The 25,386-nt window shown below is 58.1% G+C and carries 27 protein-coding genes, 2 tRNA genes and 1 pseudogene; 16 read left to right on the top strand and 14 right to left on the bottom strand.

Translation table 11 applies throughout. From position 1 onward, the window contains the following. Positions 1-73 precede the first annotated feature (73 nt). On the top strand, positions 74-1,087 hold the full coding sequence (bmt, locus tag GV827_RS00220) for a betaine--homocysteine S-methyltransferase (RefSeq protein ID WP_164351690.1): 1,014 nt from the start codon (positions 74-76) through the stop codon (positions 1,085-1,087). A gap of 19 nt (positions 1,088-1,106) precedes the next feature. Here bmt and GV827_RS00225 read toward each other — a convergent pair whose 3' ends face one another. Both GV827_RS00225 and GV827_RS00230 read right to left on the bottom strand, forming a co-directional pair. Beyond that, positions 1,107-2,456: an aminotransferase class III-fold pyridoxal phosphate-dependent enzyme gene (locus GV827_RS00225; RefSeq protein WP_164351691.1), complete on the bottom strand. Its 1,350-nt coding sequence runs from the start codon at positions 2,454-2,456 to the stop codon at positions 1,107-1,109. Further along, positions 2,453-3,262, bottom strand: a complete 810-nt coding sequence (locus tag GV827_RS00230) for an IclR family transcriptional regulator (protein WP_164351692.1) — start codon at positions 3,260-3,262, stop codon at positions 2,453-2,455. Before GV827_RS00230 ends, GV827_RS00225 begins: the two co-directional genes overlap by 4 nt. 113 nt (positions 3,263-3,375) lie before the next feature. On the opposite strand from GV827_RS00230, the gene GV827_RS00235 reads away from it, so the two are divergent. The 5 genes from GV827_RS00235 to GV827_RS00255 all read left to right on the top strand — a co-directional run bounded on the left by GV827_RS00235 (position 3,376) and on the right by GV827_RS00255 (position 9,192). After that, positions 3,376-4,320 carry a tripartite tricarboxylate transporter substrate-binding protein gene (locus tag GV827_RS00235; protein WP_164351693.1) on the top strand — a complete coding sequence of 315 codons (945 nt, stop codon included), beginning with the start codon at positions 3,376-3,378 and terminating at the stop codon, positions 4,318-4,320. Positions 4,321-4,383: 63 nt separating this feature from the next. Next, a complete protein-coding gene (locus tag GV827_RS00240; protein WP_164351694.1) occupies positions 4,384-4,923 on the top strand; it encodes a tripartite tricarboxylate transporter TctB family protein in 540 nt (179 codons plus the stop codon). Positions 4,924-4,935: 12 nt separating this feature from the next. Then, positions 4,936-6,453 (top strand): tripartite tricarboxylate transporter permease, encoded by a 1,518-nt coding sequence (locus tag GV827_RS00245; protein WP_164351695.1) that lies wholly within the window; start codon positions 4,936-4,938, stop codon positions 6,451-6,453. Positions 6,454-6,458: 5 nt separating this feature from the next. Then, positions 6,459-7,943: an aldehyde dehydrogenase family protein gene (locus GV827_RS00250; RefSeq protein WP_164351696.1), complete on the top strand. Its 1,485-nt coding sequence runs from the start codon at positions 6,459-6,461 to the stop codon at positions 7,941-7,943. Between the two features lie 16 nt (positions 7,944-7,959). Next, the gene (locus GV827_RS00255) at positions 7,960-9,192 is read left to right on the top strand and encodes a Tm-1-like ATP-binding domain-containing protein (protein WP_164351697.1); all 1,233 of its coding nucleotides are present in this window, start codon (positions 7,960-7,962) and stop codon (positions 9,190-9,192) included. 12 nt (positions 9,193-9,204) lie between these two features. Here GV827_RS00255 and GV827_RS00260 read toward each other — a convergent pair. After that, a pseudogene (locus GV827_RS00260) lies at positions 9,205-10,281 on the bottom strand (PA0069 family radical SAM protein). A gap of 218 nt (positions 10,282-10,499) precedes the next feature. On the opposite strand from GV827_RS00260, the gene GV827_RS00265 reads away from it, so the two are divergent. The 3 genes from GV827_RS00265 to GV827_RS23520 all read left to right on the top strand — a co-directional run bounded on the left by GV827_RS00265 (position 10,500) and on the right by GV827_RS23520 (position 12,084). Then, positions 10,500-11,201 (top strand): corrinoid protein, encoded by a 702-nt coding sequence (locus GV827_RS00265; protein WP_164351698.1) that lies wholly within the window; start codon positions 10,500-10,502, stop codon positions 11,199-11,201. A 95-nt stretch (positions 11,202-11,296) separates the two neighbouring features. Next, the gene (locus GV827_RS23515; protein ID WP_235929991.1) at positions 11,297-11,449 is read left to right on the top strand and encodes a hypothetical protein; all 153 of its coding nucleotides are present in this window, start codon (positions 11,297-11,299) and stop codon (positions 11,447-11,449) included. Next, positions 11,446-12,084 (top strand): DUF1638 domain-containing protein, encoded by a 639-nt coding sequence (locus GV827_RS23520; protein ID WP_328823087.1) that lies wholly within the window; start codon positions 11,446-11,448, stop codon positions 12,082-12,084. The genes GV827_RS23515 and GV827_RS23520 overlap by 4 nt, the downstream gene beginning before the upstream one ends. 142 nt (positions 12,085-12,226) lie before the next feature. Here the strand turns inward: GV827_RS23520 and GV827_RS23525 are convergent, their stop codons facing one another. Then, a complete protein-coding gene (locus GV827_RS23525) occupies positions 12,227-12,343 on the bottom strand; it encodes a hypothetical protein (RefSeq protein ID WP_328823101.1) in 117 nt (38 codons plus the stop codon). Next, positions 12,295-13,230, bottom strand: coding sequence for a GlxA family transcriptional regulator (locus tag GV827_RS23955; protein ID WP_328823088.1), 936 nt, complete (start codon positions 13,228-13,230; stop codon positions 12,295-12,297). Before GV827_RS23955 ends, GV827_RS23525 begins: the two co-directional genes overlap by 49 nt. 63 nt (positions 13,231-13,293) lie before the next feature. Between GV827_RS23955 and GV827_RS00280 the strand changes: the two genes are divergently transcribed. The 3 genes from GV827_RS00280 to GV827_RS23540 are packed head-to-tail and all read left to right on the top strand — an operon-like array spanning position 13,294 to position 14,175. Next, the gene (locus GV827_RS00280) at positions 13,294-13,548 is read left to right on the top strand and encodes a DUF1272 domain-containing protein (protein ID WP_164351700.1); all 255 of its coding nucleotides are present in this window, start codon (positions 13,294-13,296) and stop codon (positions 13,546-13,548) included. Between the two features lie 18 nt (positions 13,549-13,566). Further along, complete coding sequence (locus tag GV827_RS23535) at positions 13,567-13,875, top strand: DJ-1/PfpI family protein (RefSeq protein WP_235929993.1); 309 nt, start codon at positions 13,567-13,569, stop codon at positions 13,873-13,875. Positions 13,876-13,890: 15 nt separating this feature from the next. After that, positions 13,891-14,175, top strand: a complete 285-nt coding sequence (locus tag GV827_RS23540) for a type 1 glutamine amidotransferase family protein (protein ID WP_235929994.1) — start codon at positions 13,891-13,893, stop codon at positions 14,173-14,175. Positions 14,176-14,255: 80 nt separating this feature from the next. Here the strand turns inward: GV827_RS23540 and GV827_RS00290 are convergent, their stop codons facing one another. Beyond that, positions 14,256-14,663 carry a SufE family protein gene (locus GV827_RS00290; protein ID WP_164351701.1) on the bottom strand — a complete coding sequence of 136 codons (408 nt, stop codon included), beginning with the start codon at positions 14,661-14,663 and terminating at the stop codon, positions 14,256-14,258. Positions 14,664-14,794: 131 nt separating this feature from the next. Here GV827_RS00290 and GV827_RS00295 point away from each other — a divergent pair, with 131 nt between their 5' ends. Then, the gene (locus GV827_RS00295) at positions 14,795-15,313 is read left to right on the top strand and encodes a hypothetical protein (protein WP_164351702.1); all 519 of its coding nucleotides are present in this window, start codon (positions 14,795-14,797) and stop codon (positions 15,311-15,313) included. A 156-nt stretch (positions 15,314-15,469) separates the two neighbouring features. Here the strand turns inward: GV827_RS00295 and GV827_RS00300 are convergent, their stop codons facing one another. The 4 genes from GV827_RS00300 to purM form a co-directional block, all read right to left on the bottom strand. Next, positions 15,470-15,817, bottom strand: coding sequence for a RidA family protein (locus tag GV827_RS00300; protein WP_164351703.1), 348 nt, complete (start codon positions 15,815-15,817; stop codon positions 15,470-15,472). Positions 15,818-15,850: 33 nt separating this feature from the next. Next, on the bottom strand, positions 15,851-17,008 hold the full coding sequence (gene rnd / locus GV827_RS00305) for a ribonuclease D (protein ID WP_164351704.1): 1,158 nt from the start codon (positions 17,006-17,008) through the stop codon (positions 15,851-15,853). 73 nt (positions 17,009-17,081) lie between these two features. After that, the gene (gene purN / locus GV827_RS00310; protein WP_164351705.1) at positions 17,082-17,678 is read right to left on the bottom strand and encodes a phosphoribosylglycinamide formyltransferase; all 597 of its coding nucleotides are present in this window, start codon (positions 17,676-17,678) and stop codon (positions 17,082-17,084) included. Beyond that, complete coding sequence (gene purM / locus GV827_RS00315; protein WP_164351706.1) at positions 17,675-18,721, bottom strand: phosphoribosylformylglycinamidine cyclo-ligase; 1,047 nt, start codon at positions 18,719-18,721, stop codon at positions 17,675-17,677. Before purM ends, purN begins: the two co-directional genes overlap by 4 nt. A gap of 115 nt (positions 18,722-18,836) precedes the next feature. Here purM and GV827_RS00320 point away from each other — a divergent pair. Beyond that, positions 18,837-18,912: transfer RNA gene (locus GV827_RS00320), tRNA-Ile, on the top strand. Between the two features lie 8 nt (positions 18,913-18,920). Here GV827_RS00320 and GV827_RS00325 read toward each other — a convergent pair. Together GV827_RS00325 and GV827_RS00330 are read right to left on the bottom strand one after the other, a co-directional pair. Beyond that, a complete protein-coding gene (locus GV827_RS00325) occupies positions 18,921-19,370 on the bottom strand; it encodes a DUF4442 domain-containing protein (protein WP_164351707.1) in 450 nt (149 codons plus the stop codon). 90 nt (positions 19,371-19,460) lie between these two features. After that, positions 19,461-20,786, bottom strand: coding sequence for an ATP-binding protein (locus tag GV827_RS00330; protein ID WP_164351708.1), 1,326 nt, complete (start codon positions 20,784-20,786; stop codon positions 19,461-19,463). Positions 20,787-20,831: 45 nt separating this feature from the next. On the opposite strand from GV827_RS00330, the gene GV827_RS00335 reads away from it, so the two are divergent. Next, on the top strand, positions 20,832-21,749 hold the full coding sequence (locus GV827_RS00335) for an MBL fold metallo-hydrolase (protein WP_164351709.1): 918 nt from the start codon (positions 20,832-20,834) through the stop codon (positions 21,747-21,749). 75 nt (positions 21,750-21,824) lie between these two features. Next, positions 21,825-21,899: transfer RNA gene (locus tag GV827_RS00340), tRNA-Asn, on the top strand. Between the two features lie 90 nt (positions 21,900-21,989). On the opposite strand, the gene GV827_RS00345 is transcribed toward GV827_RS00340, so the two are convergent. Together GV827_RS00345 and GV827_RS00350 are read right to left on the bottom strand one after the other, a co-directional pair. Next, positions 21,990-24,845, bottom strand: coding sequence for a putative bifunctional diguanylate cyclase/phosphodiesterase (locus tag GV827_RS00345; protein ID WP_164351710.1), 2,856 nt, complete (start codon positions 24,843-24,845; stop codon positions 21,990-21,992). Between the two features lie 14 nt (positions 24,846-24,859). Beyond that, positions 24,860-25,300: a hypothetical protein gene (locus tag GV827_RS00350; protein WP_164351711.1), complete on the bottom strand. Its 441-nt coding sequence runs from the start codon at positions 25,298-25,300 to the stop codon at positions 24,860-24,862. Between the last annotated feature and the right edge of the window lie 86 nt (positions 25,301-25,386).

Here is a 25,386-nt window from a genome sequence, read left to right on the forward strand (position 1 = left end):
GATGAAGATTATGAAGTTGCTTTGAATGAGCAGTTGTGGAAGGGGACATAAAACCCCAATACAGGCATCCCCCATGACCACCACCTTCACCGATCTTCTGGCCGAAAAAGGCACCCTTCTGGCAGATGGTGCCACCGGCACCAATCTGTTTAACATGGGCCTTATGTCCGGCGACGCGCCTGAGCTTTGGAACACGGATGAGCCAAAGAAGATCATCGCGCTTTATCAAAGTGCCGTGGATGCAGGCAGCGATCTGTTCCTGACCAACAGTTTTGGGGCCAATGCCTCGCGCCTGAAACTACACGATGCGGCAAAGCGTGCGCATGAACTGAGCCGTGTCGCAGCCGAACTGGCCCGCGACGTCGCAGACAAAGCCGGGCGCCCAGTGATCGTGGCAGGTTCTGTCGGACCTACAGGCGAGATCATGGAGCCGGTGGGCACCCTCAGCCACGCCCTTGCGGTCGAGATGTTTCATGAGACCGCTGATGGGTTAAAGGCGGGCGGTGCCGACGTCGGCTGGCTTGAGACGATCAGTGCCCCCGAAGAATATACCGCTGCCTCCGAAGGATTTGCATTGGCTGGCCTGCCATGGTGCGGCACCATGAGCTTTGACACGGCAGGCCGTACGATGATGGGCCTCACATCCGAAGGCTTGGTTGATCTGGTTGAAAAGCTTGAGAACCCGCCGCTGGCCTATGGGGCGAATTGCGGCACCGGTGCATCCGACCTGCTGCGCACCATCCTTGGTTTCGCGGGCAAAGGCAGCACGCGACCCATCATCGCCAAGGGCAACGCGGGTATCCCGAAATACGTTGATGGCCATATCCACTATGATGGGACACCCGAATTGATGGGGCAATACGCGGTCATGGCCCGCAATTGCGGCGCGTCGATCATTGGCGGATGTTGCGGCACCATGCCGGAACATCTGCGCGTCATGCGCGAGGCGCTGGACACCACGCCAAAAGGCAGCGCGCCTGAACTGGCAGAGATTGTAGCCGCACTGGGAGACTTCTCATCCGCGAGCGACGGCACCGACGATGCTGGTCCCAAACGTGCGCCACGACGCGGACGCCGGCGCGGATAATCAGACGCGGCTGCCTTCTTCAGGCTGCCGCCGCCAGACCCGCATCCAATGCAGACAGGATCACATCAGCCTCATCCTCCGAGATGATCAGCGATGGGGAGAGGATCAAATTCGGCCCGGACACCCGGACCATCGCCCCATGCTGATAGGCTGTTTCCTGAACCACACCAGCCCTGCCTCCGTCAATCGGGGTCTTCTTTGCCCGGTCGCTGACCATCTCAATTGCCGTCATCAAACCATGCCCGCCGCGTACGTCGCCGATGATGTCATATTTCTCCATCAAGGCTTTGCACCCATCAAAGAGCTGGTTTCCCCGCGCGGATGCGTTTTCGATCACATTGAGACGCTTGGTCTCTGCCAGACAGGCCAAAGCAGCCGCCGCACCGACCGGATGGCCCGAATAGGTATAGCCGTGCGAGATACGCGCATCCGGATTGTTCTCGAACGCATCGACCATCCTGTCGCCCAGCATCACAGCGCCAAAGGGAAAGAACCCGTTGGTGATGGCTTTGGCTGTGCACATCATGTCAGGCTGGATGCCCCAGAGACGCGCCCCTGACCATGCACCCGTGCGGCCATAGGCGGTAATCACCTCGTCCGTGATCAGCAATATGCCGTGACGTGCGCAAATCTCGGCCACCATGGGCGCGAAGCTTTCATGCGGGGGGATTACACCGCCTGCCCCCAGAATCGGCTCCATGATCATGGCCGCGATGGTATTTGCCCCCTGAAACGCGATCTCGTCCTCAAGTGCTGCCGCACAGAGTTGCGCCAGCCTGGCAGGGTCACTCTCGTTGAAAGGATTGCGGTAGGTATAGGGCGCGGGGATGTGAAAGCAGCCGGGCATCAACGGCTCGTAAGCGTTGCGGAAGTTGGCATTTCCGTTGACGCTGGCAGCCCCCATGTGGGTGCCATGATAGCCCTTCTTGAGGCTCAGAAACTTAGTCCGTCCCGATGCGCCGCGGAGCTTGTGGTACTGACGCGCAAGACGCAAAGCTGTTTCAACGGAGTCGGATCCACCAGACGTAAAGAACGCCCGTTTCATCCCATCAGGAGCAAAGAATTCGGCCAGTTCGTAGGACAATTCAATCACAGCATCGTTGGTCGTTCCGCGAAACGTCGAATAATAGGGCAGCTTGGCCAGCTGATCCGCAATCGCGTCTTTGACCGGTTGGCAGGAATAGCCAAGGTTCACATTCCACAGACCGCCTACCGCGTCGACCACATCATGTCCGTCAATATCCGTGATCCGCACACCATGCGAGCCTGTGATGATCTTGGGCGGTTGGTGATGACTGTCGTCGGGCGAGGTCATCGGATGCCAGAAATGGCGCGCGTTGTTTTCTTTCAGGAAATTTGAATCTTTCATGGCGCAAGGTCTTTCTGTTTGAACGTGGCAAGAGTGTCGGCCCAGAGGGCCTCTATGGCTGCAGGCACGCTGCCGCCCCAACTATGGGTGATTTCGCGGCTGGCGATGATCAACTCTTGATAAATCAGGCGCGTTAGGTCTTCCGTCACCCGGCTGGCCACGCTGGCAACGGCAACAGCACCGGCCAACTGACCGGTCTGATCAAAAAGCGGGGCTGCGAAACCGTAGATGTCATCCTCAAGCCCCCGTTCTGATCTGCCAAAGCCGCTGCCCTGAGCTGTGCCAACGACCTCCGCCAGTGCAGCGGGATCAGTAGCGGTATGCGCTGTGAACCGCGCCATATCCGCCTTTGCCGCCTCCAATAAATCGGCAGGACCAAACGCCAGCGTACAGATCCCCGAAGCAGTCGCGTGAAGTGGCAGTTTTTGCAGATCGATCACCGCGCGAATGCTGTGCGCCTGCGCCTCGCATGAGACCAGCGTGTGCAGCGTCGGCCCTGACAGAATCGAGGCATGCGCCGTCTCTCCGGTTGCGTCCGCCAAGCGCTGCAAGGGCGCAAGCGCACCATCACGGCGCGGTACGGTCTTTTCGCGCACTTCAGCCAGATGCAGCACGGCCGGGCCAATGCGGTAGGCCTTTGTTTCGGGGTTCTGCTCGATAAACCCAAGCTCTTGCAGCGCGACGAGGTGGCGATAAGTCGTTGCTTTGTCGCGCTTTGCCAGCCGCGTCAGCCGTGACAGGCCTAGCTCCGGTGTTTGGATGGAAAAATGCTCAAGCAGCGCAAGTGCCTTGGCGACGACTGACATTTCCCCTCCTGCTCAAGCTGTGTGACGCGAAAATATTTGACAGGTTATATTTAACAAGGCAATCTATTTTTTGCAACATCGGTTCATATAGTGAACCAATAAGGGAGAAACGCATGCTGAACGTAATTAAAACACTGACTGCCACAGCGATTGCCGCCACCGCTTTTGCAGGTGCCACGATGGCCGACTATCCGGAGAAGCCTGTTGAATTCGTGGTTCCTTGGCCTCCGGGTGATCTCGAAGACGTTCTGACCCGGATGATCGCGGAAGACTTTCAGGCGACCTATGACGTTCCCGCAGCCGTGGTGAACAAGCCCGGCGGCGGCGGTGGCCCCTTTCCCGGTGCCATCGACGTCGCCAACGCGCCTGCCGATGGCTATACCATCGGATCATTCATCATCGCTATCCCCGTTGTGGGGCCCCAGATCGGCATCCCAGATCTGAACCCAAACCCCTTTGAACCGTTGGGAAATTTCCTGACGTATCCTTTCGTCATCGCAGCGGGCGGCACTGCGCCTTATGATGACATGGCGGGCCTTGCAGCACATGCGCAGGCCAATGATGTGGTGCTGGGCCATTTCGGCGCACCGCTGGTACCAACACGTGTGACGATGGCGCTGGCCAAGGAGATGGGTTTTTCCTACGCATCTGATGCCGCCTTTGACGCGCTGGATTGCAATACGCTGGCCTCAGGCGATGTGGACGTAATCAACACCACGCTCCAGCTGATCCTGCCTTGTCTGGACGATGTAAAGGTGCTGGCCTCTATCGGTGCAGAGCGGATCGCGCTGACCCCTGACACGCCAACGGTGGCAGAGCTTGCGCCGGATCTGAACGTCGCGCTTTGGAACGGGCTGTTTGTCCACAAGGACACGCCACAGGATGTGCGCGACAAGATCATCGCCGTGGCAAAGGAAACAGTGATGTCAGAGCGCGCACAGACCCTTGCGGCCGAAACAGGCGCCTTGGTTTACTGGCAGGACGCCGCGGCGGTCGATGCCCAGATCGAGGCCGACATCGCAACGCTGGGCCGCATCGGTGAGATGCTGGCCGAATAAGCCACGAAAGGCCGGAGCGCTTTGCGGTCCGGCCTCAACCAAGGGCCACGGGGGAGACATGGCATGTCGCGTGTCAAAACGCTTCAGGCGCTTTTCAAACGCTATCGCAGGCCCGGTGATGTGGTCTTTGCATGGGTCTTCCTGCTCATCTCGCTGGCGCTGCTGTCGCAAATCATTGACCAGACAGCCTATCGCGCGGGCGGCAAGCTGTTTGCCCAGCCCCGGTTCTGGCCAGCAGTTTCACTGGGCGGGATGAGTTTCTTTGCAGCCCTGCATTTGCTCAGCTCCCTGATGTCCGAACGTATCCAAGGCCGCTGGCGCGAGGCTGCCCTTTGGGTCGCATCCATCGAATACGCGCTTTGGTTCATACTCTATGCCTTTGTGGTGCCCTACCTGGGCTATCTGCCAGCGACGATCTCTTTCGCGATCCTGCTGATCCTGCGCGCGGGCTACCGTAGCCGTGCGATCATCATCGGCACGCTTGTGTCGGCCATCTGCATCGTCCTGCTGTTCAAAACATTTCTGCAGGTCAAGCTGCCCGGCGGACAGCTTTATGAAGCTCTGCCCGGCGAGTTGCGCCAATTTATGCTCACCTATTTCTGATCGAGGCGCGACATGGAAAACTTCATTGCCGGAGCCGAGATGCTGGCCCGCTGGGACGTGGTTCTGGCCCTGCTGGTGGGTGCCATCGGCGGCGTAATCATCGGGGCAATTCCGGGCGTGGGACCGGCCGTGGCCATCGCGATCCTGCTGCCCGCGACCTTCTCGCTTGATCCGATTGTCGGCCTGACAATGCTATTGGGCATCTATGGTTCGTCCATGTACGGCGGCGCGATACCCGCGATCCTGATCAACACACCGGGTACAGCAGTCAACGCGCTGACATCCTATGACGGCTACCCAATGACACAGGAAGGTCAAGCGCACAGGGCGCTGTCACTGGCCTACAGCGCTTCGTTCTGGGGCGGTATTTTCGGCATAATCTGCCTGATCCTGCTGTCCCCGGTACTGGCACTTATCGCGCCAATGTTCGGCAGTCGGGAGATTTTTCTCGCGGCACTCTTGGGCATCATTCTGGTGGTACTGGCGCACCGGGGACAGGTCTTTGCTGCCGGAATGCTGGCGATGTTCGGTATCTTTCTGAACACCGTGGGCCTTGATGCGGTGACCTATACGCAACGCTACACCTTTGGCATGTCGTTCCTGAGTTCCGGTATCAATCTGATCGTGGTGGTCTTGGGACTCTTCGCCCTCAGCCAGGCTTTCTTTCTGCTCACCAACCCTGACGACAGCCCTAATGCGAAGCCGGTCACGGGCCGCCTGACCGCCGGATTCCGAGAGCTTTTGCGCCACAAACGTGTGGCCACCGTTGCCTCCGGATTTGGCGTGATCATGGGGATGATCCCGGGCGTGGGTGAATTCACTGCCCAGTTCATGAGCTACACCTACGCACAGAAAACCTCTCAAGCGCCTGATACCTTTGGAAAAGGTGCGCCTGAAGGTCTGATCGCTTCCGAAGCCGCCAACAACGCGGTGCCTGCCGCTGCCATGATCCCCCTCCTGGCACTCGGCATTCCCGGCGAGGCGCTGACCGCAATGATGTTATCGGTCTTCTACGTCCACAACGTCATCCCCGGTCCGCAATTGTTCCAGAACAACATCGATCTGGTCTACGGTCTTTACCTTGCCCTGATCCTGCTGAACGTAATCGTGATCGCCTTCCTGATGGTCTCCACCAACCTGCTGACGCGGATCATCCGGGTGCCCACGCGCTTTCTGGGCGTGATGATCCTGATCCTGTCTTTTGTCGGCGTCTATTCGCTGCGCAACTCACTGACAGATTGCATGATCGCTGCCGGGTTCGGCGTGCTGGGCCTGATCCTCAAGCGGCTGAACCTGCCCATTGTCCCGATCATCCTTGGCATGGTTCTGGGCAACATCATGGAGGTCAAGTTGCGCTCTGCCATGCCACGGCTGAAAACGCCGCTGGACATGATCGACCGACCTATCTCCTTTATCCTCTTTGTCTTTATCCTGCTGGTCCTTGCCCTGCACTTGCGCACGCTGGCGCGGGAATTCCGCGCCCATCAGCGTGATGAAGACCACGACCTTCACGATACACAACTGCGGTGAGCCTGATGGACCAACAGAAGATAGACCGCCTGCGTGCGGAAAAGATCGCCCCCCAAACGCATCTGATCAACGGAAGGCATGTACCGGCTTCGGATGGTGGTACGATGGACGTAACCTCGCCGATTGACGGCGCGCGGTTGACGACCATGGCACGTGGCACCGCTGAAGACATGCAGGCCGCCACTGCAGCGGCCCGCGCAGCCTTTGAGGACGGTCGCTGGGCTGATCAGCCTCCCTCTGCACGTAAAAACGTCATGCTGAAATGGGCCGACCTCATCGAAGCCAACGCGCTGGAGCTTGCCGTTCTGGGCGTGCGGGACAACGGCACTGAAATCGGCATGGCGTTGAAAGCAGAGCCGGGATCAGCGGCGGGCTCAATCCGGTATTATGCCGAAGCACTCGACAAGGTTTACGGCGAAATCGCCCCTACCGGGCATGATGTCATGGGCCTGATCCACAAGGAACCGGTGGGCGTTGTGGGCGCTATCATCCCCTGGAACTTCCCGCTGATGATCGGCGCGTGGAAATTGGGGCCAGCATTGGCCATGGGCAATTCAGTCGTACTGAAACCGGCCGAGACCGCGTCACTGACCCTGCTCCGGCTGGTCGAACTGGCGCATGAGGCCGGCCTGCCCGATGGCGTACTGAACGTGGTCACCGGCGAAGGTGCTGTCGTGGGTGAAGCGATGGGACTGTCCATGGATATAGACGTGCTGGCCTTTACCGGGTCGGGCGCAACGGGGCGGCGCCTTCTGGAATACGCTGCACGCTCAAACCTCAAGCGGGTCTATCTCGAACTTGGCGGCAAATCCCCCAACATCGTGTTTGCAGATGCGCCCAATCTTGATGAGGCTGCCAAAGTCACCGCAATGGGTATCTTTCGCAACTCAGGGCAGGTCTGCGTCGCAGGCTCGCGGCTGCTGGTGGACGCGTCGATCCAGGATGATTTTACCGCCGCCGTCGTCAAAGCCGCCGAAGCCTTGCGCGTCGGTGATCCACTTGTTCTCGACAATCACATCGGTGCGGTACACTCGGAAAGGCAACTGGCCCAGAACCTCCAGTTCATTGAGACAGGCGTCGCCGAAGGCGGCAGCTTGCTGACCGGCGGCACCCGGCTGTTGGAAGACACCGGCGGCACCTACATGGCCCCGACGGTCATCTCCGATGTGCAGCCACAAGCGACGCTGGCCCAAAGGGAAGTGTTCGGCCCGGTCCTTGCGGTCAGCTCCTTCTCTGATGAGGCAGAGGCCATCGCAATCGCCAATGCGACCGATTACGGGCTTGCCGGGGCTGTCTGGACCGCGAACCTGTCGCGCGCGCAGAGGATGGTGCGGGCGGTACGGACAGGTGTGATGCATGTCAATACGTATGGCGGCGCGGATGGCACCGTCCCTCTTGGTGGTGTCGGCCAGTCCGGAAACGGGCATGACAAGTCGCTGCACGCTCTGGACAAATACATCAACCTCAAGACAGCCTGGATCAAACTCTAGCACCAAGGAACCTGACATGTCCGACAAGACAATCCTCGTGATCGGCACTTACGACACCAAGGACGATGAGCTGACCTATATGTCGGACGTGATCCGCCAACAGGGTGGCAAGGTGGTCACGATGGACGTTTCGGTGCTGGGCGATCCATCAAAACCGACGGATTACTCCAAACACGAAGTGGCCGAGGAATGCGGCAGCACAATCCGCGCCGCTATTGACGCAGGCGACGAAAACCACGCGATGCAGATCATGGCCAAGGGTGCTGCCCTGCTGACAGCGCGGCTCTATTCCGAAAGCGTCTTTGACGGCATGGTCGTGCTGGGCGGCACCATGGGCACTGATCTGGCGCTTGATGTTTGTGCAGCGCTGCCGTTGGGGGTGCCAAAGTACATCGTCTCGACAGTCTCATTCTCGCCCCTGATCCCGGCGGAGCGGCTGGCTGCGGACACGCAAATGATCCTCTGGGCGGGTGGCCTCTATGGCCTGAACTCCGTCTGCAAAGCCTCACTAAGCCAAGCAGCAGGTGCCGTTCTTGGGGCAGCGCGCGCCGTGCAGGTACCTGACCGCGACAAGCCGCTCATCGGTATGACTTCGCTTGGCAAAACCGCGTTGAGATACATGGTCTCGCTCAAACCCGCCCTAGAAGAGCGCGGCTTTGAAGTCGCGGTCTTTCACGCCACTGGCATGGGAGGCCGCGCCTTTGAGAGCCTTGCCGCGCAAGGGGCATTTGCCTGTGTCTTTGATTTCTGCACTCAAGAGTTGGGCAATCACATCCACGGCTCAAACATTTCTGCCGGGGCGGACAGGCTGACAAATGCGGGCAAGGCGGGCATACCGCAGCTTGTCGCGCCGGGGTGCTATGATCTTGTCGACATTGTGGGCTGGAAGGAAATTCCGGAGAAATGGTCCGGTCACCTCAGCCACGCTCACAACCGTTTGTTGACGTCCGTCGTGCTGAACAATGACGAACGTAGGCAGGTTGCTCGCGCCCATGCTGCGCAACTGGCGCAGGCCACCGGGCCGACGGCCCTCTTGTTGCCGCAGCACGGGTTGGGTGAATGGGACCGGGAAGGCGCGGACCTGCACGACAGCGCAGGCTTGAACGCCTTCTACGACGAAATGCAGACCGTCTGCCCCGACAACGTCGAACAGGTCCGCATCGACGGGCATATCAATGATCCCGTCTTTGCCGAGACCGCATTGGATATCTTTGACCGCTGGTGCGCCGAAGGCATCGTGAAACGCTGACAGCCCATAGGCTTACAAAAGCGACAGCTGTGCGCTCGGTAAGACCGGCGGGCAGAACAGATCGCAGCGCATCGGCGGTGCAACACGCGCCAGCCCAAGCCGCTAGATCGCCACATTAAATCGTTGGGCGACCATTTCCGCATAAGGCCCCTCCCCGGACATTCGCTTGTGCCAGGTCGAATCGTATTCCTTGCCACCGTGCATCTCCCGCAGACGGCTCATGATCCGTTCTTTGCGGTTGGGAAAATGCGCAGCAAGCCATTCTTTCACCAACGGCGATACCTCTCTTGGCAAGCGCAGCATGATCCAGCTTGCATAACGCGCACCCGCATCGTGACCTGCTGCAAGGATCGCCTCCATCTCTGGATCGGTCAGCGCCGGGATCATAGGTGAGGCCATGATGCGGACGCGTATCCCAGCATCGGACAATCGCCTGATCATCGCTAACCGTCGCTGTGGCGCTGGTGCGCGCGGCTCCATCAGGCGGCTCAGGTGCGCATCAAGCGTCGTCACGGATATCCCGACACGGATCAGATCGCGCTTGGCCATACCCTCCAGTATGTCGATGTCGCGTTCAATCAGGCTGCCCTTGGTCACGATCGCGGTCGGATGGCCGGTCTCACTCAGAACTTCGAGACATTTCCGCATGATACGATGATCGCGCTCAATCGGTTGGTAGGGATCGGTATTCGTCCCGATGGCAATCGGTGCCACACGGTAGCGTTTGTTGGCCAATTCACGGCGCAGAACCTCAGGCGCATCGGGACGCGCAATCAGTTGCGTTTCGAAATCCAGACCGGGAGACAGCCCCAGATACGCATGACTTGGACGCGCAAAACAATAGACACAGCCGTGCTCGCACCCGCGATACGGGTTGATTGACCGGTCAAAGGGCAGATCGGGCGACCGGTTGTAGGAAATCATCTTGCGAGGGACCTCGACCCGCGTTCGGGTCCGCAATACAGGCAGATCTTCGTCCCGCGCCCAGCCATCATCAAAGGCCTCGCAGGTGTGCCGTTCAAAACGGCCCGCATGATTGCTTTTGGCGGCGCGACCCTTGACCTTGTAGTTCTGTCTTTCGCTGTCCATGCCGCTCAAATAGAACAAAATAGGAACAATGGCAATCGAACTGCGCTATGCCCCTACCGCATATGTATAAATTTCATAATCATCTGAAGAAAAATGCGTCGCACAAAACGCGGGCTATGTCGTAAATTGCGTATGAATTGGCCGCGTTTCATGACAGAAGGCTTGTGACAATTGACCGCAAGGTCCAGCCCCTGCAAGCAAGGCAGAAGGAACCACAGATGTCCGACGAAGACGAAATCATCCTGTCAGAACTCGACGACGAAGACCTTGTCCAACAGATGTTCGACGACCTCTATGACGGTCTGAAAGAAGAGATCGAAGAGGGTGTGAACATTCTGCTTGAGCGCAAGTGGGAACCCTACGATATCCTGACCAAGGCCCTTGTGGGTGGCATGACGATCGTCGGCGCGGATTTCCGTGACGGCATTCTCTTTGTGCCTGAAGTCCTTCTGGCCGCTAACGCGATGAAGGGTGGCATGGCCATCCTGAAACCCTTGCTCGTCGAAACCGGTGCTCCACGCGTCGGAAAAATGGTGATCGGCACCGTCAAGGGCGACATCCATGACATCGGCAAGAACCTTGTCGGCATGATGATGGAAGGTGCGGGCTTTGAAGTTGTCGATCTGGGCATCAACAACCCGGTCGAAAGCTATCTTGAAGCAATGGAAAAAGAAGGCCCTGATATCCTTGGCATGTCCGCGCTTCTGACCACAACCATGCCCTATATGAAAGTCGTGATCGACACGATGATCGAACAGGGCATCCGCGATGATTATATCGTGCTGGTAGGCGGCGCCCCGTTGAACGAAGAATTCGGCAAAGCCATCGGTGCCGATGCCTATTGCCGCGACGCCGCTGTTGCGGTGGAGACCGCCAAGGAATGGATGGCCCGCAAGCACAACAGCGCCAAATCCGCCTGAAAATGACTTTCGGGATACACATCGGCCCTGCCTGTCGGCGGGGCCTTTTTTATGCGCGCAAGGATACCTATCTGCCAATCAGAAAGGTTTCTTCGATGCCGAAAATCCATCTTGCAGTTCTCTTGCTCTGCGTGCTGATCGCTGCGGCGGGAACCGTCTGGCTGCACTCGCTGGGCGGCTCCGGTCTGCTGGCCGCTGCCCTGCCCGCTTTCCTTTTTGCGGCACTGGCGATCCGGTATCTGACGTGAGCATTCCCGCTGACAGCACGCTGACCGAAGACGGTCTGCCGCTTGATGGCACCTCTGGTCGTGTGTTGTTGATCGCCTGTGGCGCACTGGCGCGGGAGATCTTGGACCTCAAGGCCCGGAATCGATGGGATCATCTGGACCTGACCTGTCTCCCGGCCAAATATCACCTCTTTCCGGACCGCATCACCGCCGAGGTCCGAACAGCGGTCGAAAAACACCGCGCCACCTATGACAAGATCTTTGTCGTCTATGCAGACTGCGGTACCGGCGGTCTGCTGGAGGCGGCCTGTAATGAACTAGGCGTCGAGATGATCGCAGGTCCGCACTGTTACAGTTTTTTTGAAGGCAATGATGCCTTTGCGGAGAAGGCAGAGGACGAATTTACCGCATTCTACCTCACAGACTTTCTTGTCCGGCAGTTCGACGCCTTCGTCTGGAAGCCCATGGGACTCGACCGCCACCCTCAACTGCGCAACATGTATTTCGGCAATTACGAAAAGCTGATCTATCAGGCCCAGACCGATGACGCGGCATTGACCGCCAAAGCCAGGGCATGCGCCGAACGGCTCGGTCTTAATTTCGAACGACGCTATACGGGGTATGGCGATTTGGAGAAATCATTGAAAGCACTGTGATCCATTGCTTAGCTGGGTTGAAAGTCTGTTTTCCGGCTAGGATTCAATGGGTTGCCAATAGCCTGTGAATACCAGATTCCGAAATTCTGAAGACCGAAGCACTTTGAGACATCGTCGCTGCTAATGAACTTTTTTCTCGGCATCACTGCGATTTGAATTGGGCCCGGTATTGAGAAGGTGTTGTTTTTATCTGCCGTAAGAATGCGCGTCTCATGCGTTCATCGTCTTGAAATCCGCAGTTGACCGCAATCGCTTTGATGCTCTTGTTGGTTGCCTCCAAAAGATCGCGCGCCGCATTACCCGAATGGTCTTAACGGCCTTGGCGGGGGACGTCCCCATCGTCGCCATATACTGACGTGAGAAGTTTCGTGAACTCATGCCACAGAGGTCAGCCATATCGTCGACAGAAATGTTCCTCTGAAGGTGACTGTTCACCCAATCATGAAGCAGCTTGAACCGCCCCTCCGTATCGCGCGCCTGCTTGTCCAATTCCGGACTGAATTGCGATTGCCCGCCTGAACGGACCATCGGCGTCACTAATGAGCGCGCCATTTCAATCGCTGCAGGTGTGCCCAGGTCTTCTTCAATGATCGCCAAAGCCATGTCGATACCGGCCGTGATGCCCGCAGAGGTCCAGACTGTTCCATCTTTGATGTAGATCGGGTCAACTTCGACATTCACGGCTGGATATTGTGCCGCAAGGGCATCGCAGTCCTCCCAGTGTGTGACGGCGCGGCGACCATCAAGCAGGCCAGCCGCCGCCAAAACGAATGCGCCGGAACATACCGAACACACCCGCTGGGATCGATCCGCCAGCCGCCTGACCTGATCGACAAGTGTGGGATTGAAGGTCGCGACAGGTGCGCCATCACCACCAACGACCACCAACGTATGGATTTTCGTATCTTGCCGTTCCTCAAGCCAATCGGCCAGCGGATCACTGTCGATATGCAGAATTGTATTCGTCTCAATGGGGTCGCCTTCAAAGGAGACAACATGCGTTTGATACGCTGGCCCTGCGTCCGCAGTCTTGCGTGCATGGGTGAACACCTGAAGCAGACCAACAAGGTCCAGAAGCACGATGTCCGGGTACACAATGAATACAACGTTCATCCGGTCAGAGGGTTTGGCACAAAACGAGGTCATGTTGTCATTTATGCCAAGCCTGCAACTGGTAGTCTACCGACAGAACATAGAAAGGATCAGCCCATGTTGTTATTGAAACCCAACTGCGAATGCTGCGACGTGGATTTGCCAGTAGACAGCCAGGACGCACGCAGCTGTTCGTTCGAATGCACGTTTTGCAAGAGCTGTGCCGAAACTGTCTTTGATGGCACTTGCCCCAATTGCGGCGGAGAACTTTTGCGCCGCCCTATCCGCCCCGCAGAGCTATTAGCCAGGTTCCCCGCATCCACGGAAAGGTTTGTCAAAGACCATCCCGAATGCGCACATCTCAAAACGTAAAGACAGGACACCATCACCATGAAAACACTCGCAGCACTCGTCTTCCCCGGCTTTGAAACACTCGACTACTTTGGTCCCATGGAAATGCTGGGCGGTCTTGGGCAAGAAACCCAGATCATAACGGTCGCCAAGGGGCGAGACCCGGTGCCAAGCGTTCATGGTCAGCGGATCGTTGTAGACAAAACCATTGCGGAGAAGAACGACTACGATCTGCTGTTCATTCCAGGTGGCGATTCTGCGTTGGACGCGGCGAAAGACGACGAATTGATGCAGTGGATCAGGGAAGCCTCCGCAAACGCAGACCGCGTCATGGCCGTCTGCACGTGAACTGTGTTGCTTGGAATGACGGGGGTTCTGGACGGTCGCAAGGCGACAACCAACAAGCTCGATTTCACCAAAACAGTCCCCCTCGCGCCGAACGTCGATTGGGTAAAAGAGGCGCGATGGGTCGAAGATGGCAAGTTCTTCACATCCTCTGGCGTGTCTGCCGGAATGGATATGGCCCTTGCCGTGATGGCCGATCTGTTTGGAATGGAAATGGCGGACAGAATTGCTTTGGGCTGTGAATACGAATGGCACAAAGACGCCAACCGAGATCCTTTTGCAAAATCAGCAGGCCTGATCTGAGGTCAAGCAGACATTCGCCGCACAGCAGAAAAGTGGCAAGTGGGCTCTAACCTGCCATTCGACAAACCTAAAAGGCCGCTTCACGCGGCCGCCGCCGTCTCCCTGATCCGCTCGATCATCGCGCGCAGACCATTTGAACGCTGTGCGGAAAGGTGATCGTTCAGCCCCAGCCGCCCCATCTCGGCGCGCGCATCAACGTCAAGCACTTCTGCCGGTGTGAGCCCGTTGTAAAGCGTCCGCAAAATCGCAATCAGCCCCGACACGATCATGGCATCGCTCGCCCCATCGAAATGCAACTTGCCACTGTCAAAATTGGCGTGCAGCCAGACCTGTGACGCACAGCCATCCACCTTGGTCGCAGGCACGCGCAGCGCCTCCGCCAAGGGCTCCATTGCCTTGCCCTGATCAATCACATGGCGATAGCGGTCTTCCCAATCGTCCAGAAACTCAAAATCCTCGACAAGCTCTTCAAACGCGGCGTTTGCCATGCGGTTCTCAATCCTTTGCGATACCTATCCGCCCCTGAGGTAGGAGGCATCCCGCCAAAGGTCCAGCCCCTTCCCAAGCTTGATCCAATAGGGTACTCAAATTTCAAGCAGAACTTCCCGAGGCGACCGCTATGCGCAAGACAATTCCCCTTCTTCTCGCCGCGAGCCTTGCGCTGGGGGCCTGCGCCACCGTTCGCGACAGCCGCATCAACCCGTTCAACTGGTTCGGCCAGTCCCGGTCAGAACAGCTTGAGCAGCCACAAAGCACGAACCCATTGATCCCTAAGCGCGGCGGTTTCTTCGCCTCGCGGCGTGCAGAACAAGAGATTTATGTTGGCCGACCGTTTGAGCAGGTGACTGACCTGACGATCGAGCGCGTTCCCGGCGGTGCCATCATCCGCGCAACCGGTCTGGCGGCAAGACAGGGCATCTACGCGGTTCAGCTTACGCCAGCGAATGAGCAAGAAGAGGCCGTTGACGGCGTATTGACCTATCGCCTGGAAGGCATCCGGCCAACACGCCCTACGCCAGTTGGCACGAAACCCACACGCGAGGTTATCGCCGGTCGCCGGGTGACGGATCAGCAGTTGCAGGGCGTGCGTCAAATCCGTGTTGAAGGCCAGCTGAACGCTCAGGTCGCGCGCCGCTAGGTACGCGGGCTAGCCAGCGATTGCCGCACAGGCCCTTCCGCCGACATACTTTGTCAGCATGGTAAGTGCATCGTTGCCGCAGCGTGGCGCCAAACGAGCCGGCGTTCTGGCACCGGCCCGCAAACCATCCATTAACCAGTAAACCGCTGGAAAAGTCTAAGCGGCGGCTGTCACAATGATTTCTACCGTGAAATCGGGGCGTGCCAATTTGGCTTCGCCGCAAGCCCGCGCTGGCGCATGGCCCTCGGCAACCCACGCGTCCCAGACGCCGTTCATCTCGTCAAAGTCGGCCATATCCGCCAGCCAGATCACCGCCTGCAGGATACGCGTCTTGTCAGACCCGGCCTCAGCCAGCAGCGCGTCCACCTTGTCGAGGCAATCCTGCGTCTGCTGCGCCACGCTGGCCCCTGCGGTGCCAACCTGCCCGGCCAGATAGACCGTGCCGTTGTGCTTCACGATCTGGCTCATCCGCTGGTTCGTGTGGTGCCGTTCAATATCTGCCATCGCTTATCGCTCCCCTTGTTTGGCGCACAGGTCTCAGACCTCGACCACTTCTACATCATTGCCACGCGCCGTAAGCGCGATCTCACCCTCGCACAGCCGAAGGGCGTCGTTACCGAACACCTCTCGCCGCCAGCCTTTCAATGCAGGCACATCGCGCAGGCCCGCCGCGATCCCGTCAAGGTCAGCCGCAGGGGCAATCAGCTTTGCGGCGACGCCTGCCTGCTCTGTCTTGGCCTTCAGCAGCACGCGCAAGAGGTCCGCCAGTGCAGGGTTTACCTGCAACTTGTCGCGGCTCCGGTCTGGAGTGGGCAGATCGTCAAGCTTACACGCCTGTCCCGCCGCAATCGCCTTGAGAATACCGTCGGCAATCTCGCCCTTGCGCGCTTCGCGCAATAGCAGCCGCGCGCGGCTCAGTTCTTCATGATTTGACGGCTTCAGACTTGCCAGTTCGACCAGCGCGTCGTCCTTGTAGACCCGGTTACGGGGGATGTTCCGCTTTTGCGCATGCGCTTCGCGAAAGGCCGCAAGTTCCCGCACGATACCAAGAAACTTTGGCGAGTTCGTACGCGTTTTGACGCGTTTCCAAGCGTCTCTAGGCGCGGTGATATAGGTGTCGGGCGAGGTCAGCGTCGTCAGCTCTTCTGCGACCCAGCGTTCGCGTCGGTTTTCCTCAAGCTTGTCGGCGAGGAACTCGTAGATCTGGCGCAGGTGGGTCACATCCGCCAGCGCGTATTTCTTTTGCGCGTCCGAAAGCGGACGGCGTGACCAATCGGTGAACCGAGATGTCTTATCTACACCGGTGTGACAAATCTTGCGCACCAGCGTCTCATAACCAACCTGCTCGCCAAAGCCGCAGACCATCGCGGCAACCTGTGTATCAAACAGAGGTTCGGGGAAAACCTTCGCATCAATGAAAAAGATTTCAAGGTCTTGCCGGGCCGCGTGAAAGACCTTGACCACCTCAGTGTTGCGAAACAGGTCATAAAGCGGCTCCAGCTCGATACCATCGGCCAGTGGGTCCACCAAAACAGCATTGTCGTCGTCCGTTCCGGGCATCGCAAGCTGCACCAGACACAGCTTGGAATAATAGGTGCGTTCCCGCAAAAATTCAGTATCGACAGTAACAAACGGATGAGAAGCAGCTTGCGCGCAAAATTCAGCAAGGTCGGCAGTCGTGGTTATTGTTCTCATGGGCTCACTTCACGCAGGAAACGGCAATACCGTAGTTACAGAACAGCTAGCGCACGCCACGCGGAATGACCAGTCAGGCCTTGATGCAAAGCGGCTCGCGGTTGCCTTCGGCAAACCGGCGCAAACATGCGGGATAAAGCTGATGCTCCAGCTTCAAGACACGTGCAGCAAGCGTTTCAGGTGTATCATCTTGATGCACCTCAAGGCTGGCCTGTCCCAATATTGGACCATCATCCAGTTCTGCCGTCACTTCGTGCACGGTACACCCATGCCGGGTATCCCCGGCTTCAAGCGTGCGCGCATGTGTGTGCAGCCCGCGATACTTGGGCAAGAGTGACGGATGAATATTGATCATCCGACCTGCCCATTGATCCGTGAACGCCCCGGTCAGCTTGCGCATGAAACCGGCCAGACAGATGATGTCGGGTTTATAGGGTGTGATTTTTTCGGTGATAGCGGCCTCGAAAGCAGCCCTGTCGCCCTTATACGGGCGGTGATCGACAACCTCTGTCGGGATACCGCGCTCTTTGGCCCAAGCAATGCCGCCGGCATCTGCCTGGTTCGAAAAGACCAGACAGGGCCGCGCCGGATGATCGCCGGTCATGTCCTCAACCAACGCCCGCATGTTCGAGCCACCGCCCGATAGGAAAATAGCGACGCGCTTGGTCAAAGAAGGCTGCCTTTGTAGCTGACACCAGCCCCAGCAACGATGCGACCAATCTCTAAGGCGGCGTGACCATCTGTTGCAAAGGCTTCGCGGGCTTTCTCCACCTGATCCTGCGGCACGGCGGCGATCATGCCGATGCCTGTGTTAAAGGTTTTGAGCAATTCAGCCTCAGCCATACCGCCCTGTGCAGCCAACCATTTGAAAACCGCCGGCAAGTCCCATGCCCCCAGATCGATCTCGGCGCCCAGCCCTTCGGGCAGGACCCGCGGCAGGTTCTCGGTCAGGCCTCCGCCAGTGATATGGGCCAGCGCATTGACGCAATCGCTGCGCAGCGCGGCGACAGCGCCTTTTACATAAAGCTTTGTCGGTGTCAGCAGTGCCGCACCCAGCGTACCCTCGCCCCATGGGCAGGCGTCGTCCCAGCCAAGGCCGCTGACCTCAACAATCTTGCGGACTAACGAATAGCCGTTCGAATGCACCCCGTCACTGGGCAGCCCCAGCAGCACGTCGCCTTCCGCAACACCGCGCGGAAGCTCTGTTCCGCGTTCCATGGCGCCTACGGCAAAGCCCGCCAGATCGAAATCGCCCGCGTCATACATGCCCGGCATCTCGGCTGTTTCGCCACCGATCAGCGCGCAACCAGACAGCGCACAGCCTTCGGCAATGCCTTCGATGATGCGGGCCGCCTGATCCAACTCAAGCTTGCCAGTCGCGAAATAATCAAGGAAGAACAAGGGCTCAGCCCCCTGACAGACCAGATCGTTCACGCACATCGCCACCAGATCAATCCCGATGCCATCGACATTTCCGGTATCGATCGCAATGCGCAACTTGGTACCCACACCATCGGTTGCCGCCACCAGCACCGGATCGACGAACCCGGCAGCCTTGAGATCAAAGAGCGCGCCGAAGCCACCCAGACCGGACATCGTGCCGGGCCGCGCGGTCCGCTTGGCTGCAGGTTTGATCCGTTCCACCAGCGCGTTGCCCGCGTCGATATCGACACCTGCATCCGCGTAGGTGATCCCGTTTTTCTGGCTTGTCATAGAATGGTCCCCCAAGGCCCGGCCCGCGTTGCGCATCGGGTTAGTGCATCGCAGCATCCAGCGCAACGGTAAGCCTTGACGAAACCGCACCTGCCGCATACCCAAAGGGCATGGCGGGCCTGTAGCTCAATGGTTAGAGCAGAGCGCTCATAACGCTTTGGTTGCAGGTTCGAGTCCTGCCGGGCCTACCATACCTGCCTTACCTCTGTTTGCTGACGTACCAGTTCACCGTCATCTCAACCACGGTGTCCTCCTCGGCGTCGCGCACATCGACGTTGACGTCAAAGGCGACCTTGCCGTGATCCTCAATGGCCTGCATCAATGCCGCGCCACTTTCCGACGCCTGAGCATGGGCGGTCAGCTTGCCTGTTGCAACTTTCTTGAAGGCGATACCAGCAGTCGCCGCTACAGGCCGCATCTGCAGGATCGCCGGACCAAACGCACCGGCAAGCGCGGCACCTGAGGCAGCCTCGCCCAATGTGAACATCGCCCCCGCATGCATGGATTGGATGTGGTTAGATACCTCCTCGCGCTGGTCCAGCTCTGCGCTTGCCGTTCCATCACCGATTTCAAGCAGTTTGACACCAACGTGTCTGGCAAACGGAACCGCCGCATCAAGGTGGGCTTTGATCATGTCGTAAGGGTTCATGGGATACTCCGGGCTTCATTTGGAGCACGTTGGCAAAGCAGCACTGGAATAACAATCGTGCCGCTGGGTCACGACGGGAAAGGCGCGGTTCTACCGCGCGATCACAATATCTGCACGCAATCCGCCCAATCGCGATGATTCCCCCAACCGCAGCACGCCACCGTGGGCGCGGGCAATGTCCGTCGCAATCGCCAGTCCGAGGCCCACACCACCGCCCTGATCCTGATTGCGCGCAGGATCAAGCCGGGTAAAGGGCTTGGCCGCTTCCTGCCTGCGGTCGACGGGAATGCCGGGACCGTCATCCTCGACACGGATGCGCAGGGTCTTGTCGGTCAGCATCACCGAAACCTCTGCCTTGGCCCCGTAGCGCACTGCGTTCGAAATCAGATTGTCCACCGCCCGCCGCATCGCATTGCGCCTTAACATCACCGTGCCCTGTCCTTCACCCTCGTGCGGCAACAAGGTCACATCCCGCCCCGCACGCTGCGCATCTTCCACGGCCTGGGCCATCAGTTCATGCGGATCAATCGCTTCTGGCGTCCCTTCGGTCGCACCTTTGGCAAAGCTCAAGAATTCATCGAGCATCCCTTGCATGTCATCGACATCCTGCAAAAGCGGAGCGGCGTCTTCGTCATCCAGCATCGACAAACCCAACCGCATCCGGGTGAGCGGCGTCCGCAAGTCATGGCTCACCCCCGACAGCATCAGCGTACGTTGCTCGATCTGCCGTTCTATCCGGTTGCGCATATCGACGAACGCATTGCCCGCTGCGCGCACTTCGACAGCACCGGCAGGGGAATAGGGCAAATGCCGCCCCCGGCCAAAAGCTTCGGCAACGCGTGCCAAACGTTTGATGGGCCGAAGCTGATTGCGCAGGTAGATGGACGCAATAAATGTCATCAGAACACCAAAAAATATCGTATAAACAAAAAGTTGGTGTGGATTGCTGGCCGAGATACGACGCCTGTCAAATTGGATCTCCAGCGGTCCCTTGCTGCTGTCCAGATACAGTCGAACCAGACGCCCTTCCGTCAGATCCACAGCCCTGAAGCCATCAAGCAGCGCACTGAACCGGCGCACGATCACGCGACCGGAATAATCGTACCACAACATCTGACTTTCTGTTGGGATCTTGGCTTCCGCAACCGGCAGAACGGCAATATCAAGCGGACCTGCCTGCGCCGCCACCGCAGCGGATACAGAGGACGAACTGGGCGCGTCCTTGACCACATCCATCACCAGTGCCAGTTCACGCAGAACTGTGTCGCTCATCTGATGCGTTACCCCCTCAAAGTGCCGCTGCGCGAAGACAACGGTCACGACGAGCTGAATGAACACAACCGGCAGCAGCAAGATCAGCGCCGCCCGCCCGTAAATGCCACGCGGCATATAATGTTTGAGCCAGGTAAAGGACATGGCGTAAACCTTAGCCAGCGTCCCGCCCCTGTGAAAGGTCAAACCATGCTGCCACCCGATGACTTCGACCCGCCCGTGGGCCTTGCCGAGACGTTAAGCCCCGGTTTGCGCCGGATCGTAGCGCCCAATCCGTCCCCCATGACCTACCGCGGCACCAATACATACATTGTTGGTACGAAAGGTCTGGGCGTGATTGACCCCGGCCCGCAGAGTACCGCACATCTGCAGGCGATTCTGGACGCCGTCGGACCAGATCAGGAAATCACACACGTCATCGTAACCCACACGCATCTGGATCATTCCCCGTTGGCCCGGCCCTTGGCGGACAGGGTTGGTGCGCCGGTACTGGCCTTTGGCGATGCCAGCGCAGGTCGTTCGGAGGTCATGCAGCGGCTGGCAGCCACAGGTCTGATGGGCGGCGGCGAAGGCATTGATGACAGCTTTGTACCGGATCAGGCCTTGGCGGATGGCGATTTGATCACCGGGGATGATTGGCAGCTGGAGGTCTTGCACACGCCCGGACACATCGGCAATCACCTGTCATTGGGTTGGGGCAACATCTGTTTCACTGCGGATCACGTGATGGGCTGGGCGTCATCGCTGGTGTCACCGCCCGATGGGGACCTGACCGATTTCATGGCTTCCTGCGCCAAACTTGCCGCCCGCGACTGGGATGTATTTTATCCCGGACACGGGGCCCCTGTCAGAACACCCGCCGCTCGGCTTGAGTGGTTGATCAAACACCGCCTGGGCCGTGAAGCGGCCATTCTGGCAGAACTGCGCCAGGGCCCAGCCACCGCCCGTGAGATTGCTACAACGGTTTATGCCGACACACCGCCCGCGCTTCTTGGTGCAGCGACGCGCAATGTATTGGCGCACCTTGTTGATTTAACGGGGAAATCTGTGGTTTCTCCAGTCGAGGACTTGCACGCAGAAGCGAAATTTCAACTCGATGATGACTAGTCCCGAAAAATTCCGCAAAACGGGGCAAAACCCTCTGGACGTGCCAAAAACACACTGCTATATCGCCCAGACCGTTCCGACGTAGCTCAGCGGTAGAGCAGTTGACTGTTAATCAATTGGTCGTAGGTTCGATCCCTACCGTCGGAGCCATTTTTCCTAGCCTTCCGAAAAGCTTCAATTTCGGCTGAATGCCAGGCCGTCCGCGGATGGTCCCATATTCCGTAAAACCATCCGGTTGATTTAACTTGCTTTTGCCTTGTTGGACACTGCGGTTTTGCCAGCCATTTCAGCCAAAAACGTATGAAGCGCGTCAAGTGGCAGAGGGTGAGATAGCGCATACCCTTGAAGAGCCGTACATCCCATATCTGCAAGCTGCTCGGCGTGCTTTTCGGTCTCCACCCCCTCAGCAACAACGTCGATGCCCAAGGTATCTCCGATGCCGATGATCGCACGGACCAATTCGCGCTGGGTCGGCTTTTCCAGAATCGGCATCACGATTGTCCGGTCAATCTTCATTGCGTCGGGGGACACTGCGGTCAGTGCGGCAATCGAGGCACGATGGCTGCCAAAATCGTCTATTTCAATAAGCACGCCGGCTTCCTGAAGACTGTCGAGCGCCCATCTGAGATTTTCACTGGGTTCGTCCAGAGACATTGATTCAAGAAGCTCGACGGCAACACCGAACCCCTTGCCCGTAATGGCCGATAGCTCTTCGATCAGGCTGTGTTGCATCAACCTGTCTTGTGTGACGTTGAACCCAACCTTGGGAATTCTTTGGCCTGCCGCTTGCAGCAGATCAACATCATTTGCGACAATTTGGAAAATCGATCGGTCGATCTCTCCAATAGTGTTGCGTTCTTCCGCAACCGGCAGAAATTCGGAGGGCGGCAAAAGACCGCGCTCGGGATGCTGCCAGCGACACAACACTTCAACGCCGTAGAGTGACCTGTCGCCTGCACGGAACTGGGGTTGGTAGAACGGGACAAACTCACCCTCCTCCAATCCCCGCAGGATGTCGTCCGCAGTACTGCGCAGTCGCAGGATTTCGACCCGCATCGCGTCTGTAAAGCACCGCACTCCGTTGCGTCCGGCGCGTTTCATTTCATAAAGGGCCACATCCGCATGCATCAGTGCCGCATGGGGATCATTTGCGCTGTCCGATCCACGCGCGACGCCAATACTGGCCCCGTAGCGGCACACACGACCTTGAAAATCAACCGGGCAACCAAGTTCCGTTACGATCGATTGGCCCAGGGCAACAAGGTCAATAGACGACGCGCCTGACTGTACAAATAGTAGAAATTCATCGCCGCCAATCCGGTGCACCGTCGTGCTGTCAGGCTTTTGTTCATCAAGAATTTTTGCGACATGCCTCAGAATGAAGTCCCCGGCGTCGTGACCCAGAGTGTCATTGATTTCCTTGAACCGGTCGAGGTCGATGTGCAGAAAAGCAAAGTCCTTTTCATCGCCCTCATTTGACGTCAGGGCCTCCATATCAGTTTCAAGCGCCCGTCGGTTTGGCAAGCCTGTCAGTGCGTCATGCAGCGCTTGATACTGAATTGAATCATGCGCGGCTTCCAGCGCTTCCTTCTGCGCCGATGTCTCGGACAAAAGGGCGTCACGTTCCACAAAGACTTCCCGCAAAGATATCAAAGCGTCCCTGAGCGCCTTCAGGCCGAGCGCTCCGCCGAAATAGGCCAACTCCGCGCGTTCGCCCCGCGCCAGGCTTAGGATAGCCTGCGTGAGTGAACGGACCGGCATTACCACATACCGACGCAAAATCTGTGCCGCAAAACCTACCGCCGTAAAAAGCGCCAAGGTCACCGCCACGCCAGCGCTCGTAATGGTTGAGATGGCTGTCACTGCCTGATCGCGTGCAACTTCGACGGCCGCCTCCGTGCGGTCCTTAATGGCAACAATCTCTCGTTCTATTTCCAGCCGAGCCACAAGTGCATCCCCGATGCTTTTCCACCTTCTGTCCAGAAGATCACTCAAAAAGATCAGCGAAGCCGCACCCTTGCCATTGTCCGGCAGCAGGGGCCGGATCGCCCGTGCAGGCGCCATAAAACGCGTCAGCGTAACCCGTGCGCGTGTTGTCACCATATCCAAATCCGACAACGAGGCTGCCTCGACCTCTATCGCACTTCTGCGCAAGGTGTTGCTGAGCGTCACAAAACGGGAAAGGCGTTCCACCTCGTTCTGGATCTGGACCAACGCTATTCTTTGGGCGGTTATTGCCCGCTGTGTCGTAGCGGCTTCAAGGTGGAGTACCTCGCGGTCGTTTGCAAGAGCACGTTGGTAAGCGGTCGCGGCAGTGTACGCCATTCTCAATATGGCAGCCACATCCTCGCTGTGCGCAACTTGCTGCAAAGCAGCCTTGAGCCGGGCAGGAGACGCCCCGCACTGCGGTTTTGCGGGTTCGGGGATGCAATCAGGCAAATCAGCCAAGGCCCGCGCAGCGGAACTTCGCAGCATCTCATCGCTGTTTCCCAGCGCCCCCATTCGAAGACCTGCCGAGATTTGCCGCTCTGCCCGCTGCGCCCTCAGTACACTGTCATAGAGCCTTTCCTTGGCAGCACTTTGCTCTGCTTCCTGTTGGATCAAGCGCGCTTCCTGCGCACTCAGGTCGTCCATATCTGCACGTTTTTTGCTGAGAGCGAACGACGCAGCACTGATTATGCCTGACAGATTCTCTTCAAACGCATCCACCGCGGCGGCGGACCTCTTTTGCGCATCATCCAGGGAGACAAGATGCATCCGCACAGCCTCTGAGCGTTTGGCAAGGTCTACTGACAAGGACCGTGTCTCGACCCACCGTGAAAGCTCAGTAATACCGATATCCAGTCCGGCGATTTCTGCATCAGCCTGAGTGCCCGCCTGCAGCACCGTGGCCTCGGCTTCCAAGGCATCGGCGGCGGAATGAACATAGTCAAGATTGTTCCAGACCTGTATCGACCGATCAATCGCGGACAACGCATACCAACCCCAACCGATCGCCACCATAAACGCAACGCCAAGACCTGCCAGAACCAGCAAGAAGACCGCCGTGAAGGGGTCCTTGTCTTTAAGGAAGGGAGCGATCTTTTCGGTGGCCAAGAGCCTGCCCCCGTCTAGCGGCAGACCATGACGGAGGCGTCAACAGATTTGGCGGCCCGGGCATGGCACTGATATTCATAGACTTCTTGGGTATCGTAATGATACCACAGCAACGTCGCCACCCCATTGTCACGTGCTGCGGCGACAATGCGCGGCCATGCAGGTGCGCCAGTCAGATCTGCTGTTTGTCCATAGTCACTTGCCACCATTTCAGGCTCTCTGTTGTCTGAGATAACAAAAGATCCCCGAAACAGATTCACGCCCATACGGGAGGTGCGAAACGGCTGCGACGGGTCATGCATCGCCTCAACCGCAGCATCAAGCCCTTCATTGTCGATGATGCCAATCATCCGGTCAGCCAGGGCATCGGCCTCTTGCGGTGCGCCAAAGTCAATGCCCGCGAAGCCGGGCTGCGCAAAGGCAAGAGAGAAGATAAGGACCAGAATATGTTTCATGTTGAGTGCTCTTATTGCTGTGGATGAGGTGGCGTCCCGTTTCTTTCAAACAGACTTTAACTGGCTACAAACAACTTGTGAGAAAC

This window comes from Sulfitobacter sediminilitoris (genome assembly GCF_010667575.1).
Taxonomy (GTDB): Bacteria; Pseudomonadota; Alphaproteobacteria; order Rhodobacterales; family Rhodobacteraceae; genus Sulfitobacter; species Sulfitobacter sediminilitoris.